At 57.5% G+C, this 2,280-nt stretch carries 5 protein-coding genes; 4 read left to right on the forward strand and 1 reads right to left on the reverse strand.

Annotated features, from left to right (window positions below):
- Nucleotides 1–27 precede the first annotated feature (27 nt).
- The 4 genes from RMO15_RS33305 (at nt 28) to RMO15_RS15700 (ending at nt 1,509) form a co-directional block, all read left to right on the forward strand.
- Nucleotides 28–141 carry a PEP-CTERM sorting domain-containing protein gene (locus RMO15_RS33305; RefSeq protein WP_369016121.1) on the forward strand — a complete coding sequence of 38 codons (114 nt, stop codon included), beginning with the start codon at nt 28–30 and terminating at the stop codon, nt 139–141.
- 254 nt (nt 142–395) lie between these two features.
- Nucleotides 396–719, forward strand: coding sequence for a hypothetical protein (locus RMO15_RS15690; RefSeq protein ID WP_309714390.1), 324 nt, complete (start codon nt 396–398; stop codon nt 717–719).
- A 23-nt stretch (nt 720–742) separates the two neighbouring features.
- Complete coding sequence (locus RMO15_RS15695; RefSeq protein WP_309714391.1) at nt 743–1,159, forward strand: RusA family crossover junction endodeoxyribonuclease; 417 nt, start codon at nt 743–745, stop codon at nt 1,157–1,159.
- A complete protein-coding gene (locus RMO15_RS15700) occupies nt 1,156–1,509 on the forward strand; it encodes a hypothetical protein (RefSeq protein ID WP_309714392.1) in 354 nt (117 codons plus the stop codon). Before RMO15_RS15695 ends, RMO15_RS15700 begins: the two co-directional genes overlap by 4 nt.
- 131 nt (nt 1,510–1,640) lie before the next feature.
- On the opposite strand, the gene RMO15_RS15705 is transcribed toward RMO15_RS15700, so the two are convergent.
- On the reverse strand, nt 1,641–2,114 hold the full coding sequence (locus RMO15_RS15705; RefSeq protein ID WP_309714393.1) for a hypothetical protein: 474 nt from the start codon (nt 2,112–2,114) through the stop codon (nt 1,641–1,643).
- Nucleotides 2,115–2,280: the final 166 nt, after the last annotated feature.

Genomic DNA, 2,280 nt, shown 5'->3' on the forward strand with positions numbered 1-2,280 from the left:
GGAAATTCCCCCTCCCGATTTAACACGATGGATAATGTGGTGGTAGGAGTGGCAAGCTCTTCCTCCGCTCCCGAGCCAGGCACGCTGGCGTTGCTTGCACTGGGCGTTGTCGGTAGGGTTGTGGCGAAGCGTCGTAAGTAAGCCTGCCCCCTGGCCCCCACACGTGGGGGAAATATAAGGAATACGATTCTCCAGGATTTAAGATGCTCAAGCAAATGCTGTATTTGCTTGAGCATTTTTTGTACATGCATCTCCATTTTCTGTAATTCTATCTTCTTCTCCTACAAACACATCTCCATTTTCTCAAAATGCATCTCCATTTATTGCAATTTTATTGACGATTATTTACCAGGCTGATAAAATTTCTCCATCTCTTGGAAGGAATCAAGAAAACGATGGGATACAAACGACGTACTTCTGCTGCACTAGAAGCGGCTCAGACGCGGCGAGACAACTTGAAGAAGATTGACCCGGCTTTGGACTTGGGCCACGGCAACACGCTTGCTGCCTACGAGTCGGAGATCGTTGCGGTGCAGACCAAGCTGAGTGCCTACAACCAGATCCTCGCCGCCGCTGACAACGCACTCAACGAGCTTCAAGACGTGGAGAAGGCGCTGAAGAAACGCTCGACGAAGATGCTTGCCGGGGTTGGCGTCGCGTTTGGCAAAGACAGCAGCCAGTACGAGATGGCGGGCGGAACCCGCGAGGGGGACGGGTAGCGCTTAGCGGTATACTGTGCACAATGCAGCCCTTTGAGTTTGTGGTGGTCGGGAGGCCCATCTCCCACCAATCGAACAACAAAGCGCTTCTTCGGCAGTGGCAGGAAACGGTGCGCACGGCTGCGGTGACTGCATGGCCCGAGGAACAACCGCCCACGACCCAGCCGTGCTTGCTCGTCGTTGTCTACTTTTTCGGGCGGCTTCCTGCCTATCTCGATAATGACAATCTTCTCAAGCCGATCCAGGACGCGCTCAATGGATTGGTGTACGAGGACGACCGCCAGGTGACCGATACCGCGATTCGACGCACGAGCATCGAGGTGCAGTTTCGCTTCCGCTCCGGCAGACACTCCGCCTTGCTGATGCAGACGATCCGAAGCGAGACCGAGTTTGTCTATGTCCGTGTGGAGGATGCACCAAGCCATGAGGAACTACTATGATTGAAGGATTGCCCGAAGAGCTTCCCCGCCATGTTCGGACGGTCTGGGCGGCGCGGGACTGGCTCCGAGACCAGTACCGACAGCAAGGCTTCACGGTTCTTGCAGAGCCCACCCCCGAAGATGTGCCTGCCGATCTCGCCGAGTTTCATGTGGACATGCTCGCCACGCGCGGGCAGGAGCACGTCGCAATTCTGATCCGCCGCCGCACCGACATCTCGGACAACAATATCGCGCTCGCCCACGCTCTGGAAAACCGCCCCGGCTGGCTGCTAGATCTCGTCGTTCTCCCCGTTTCTGTCTTCGCCAGTGCCCCAAATTCCGAACCTGAGCTTGCCGTACTGACTCGCTAAGATCGCGACGAAAGGGCAGGCGAAACCCGAGAGGGCGACGGGTAGCTGGAATCACACCGGTGGGTGTTGCTCGGCGAGCGTGAGGAGTCGGCGGAGCGTGAGAAGCTCAGGGCGGTTGAGATGCAGGCGCTCTACTGTTGCACAGCCTGTTGCGGTGATGCCCACAAGCCAGAGCGGGCATGGGGATGGTGTTGGATTTCCAGAGCCTTCATCAGCTCGGGGAAGTGCATCCCGCGTTTTTGCGCCAGCGCTTCCAGCAGCTCCAGCCGCCGGACGTTCCAGGCTTCGCTCTTCTGGGTAAGTGTCAGAAACTCCTGCCGCTCGTCCTGGGTGAGTGTCTCGTCTTCGAGTTTCGCCACCAGTGCCCGGTAGCGCTTCCAGAAAGTGCGGGGCAGCTCGTGATTGATTCCCTCAAGCTGAGCTTGCTCCTCGGCACTCAGACGCACATGGGGCGCGTCGGCAACCCCTTCCCGCTCTGCCATTTGTCGTACCGCCAGCCCGAGGAGGCGGGACGTGTCCAACCCCGTCTTGTGACTCAGAAGCGCAATGAGGCGCTCCTCATCGGTATCAGGCCGGTAGGTGACAGTGGCGCGGGAGCTGGACATGAGGTGATTATACCAAAACAGCATTGTGATGGCAGGCGGAATCCGAGAGTGTGATGGGTAGGGAGCTTTACCATCCTGTACAATAGTAACCATGACACTGACAATTGACGCACTCCCTGAGGAAGTGGTGGCCCTCACGGCGACACCCGAAGGCATGGCACGAGCG

The organism is Armatimonas sp., assembly GCF_031410135.1.
In the GTDB taxonomy this organism is placed as follows: domain Bacteria; phylum Armatimonadota; class Armatimonadia; order Armatimonadales; family Armatimonadaceae; genus Armatimonas.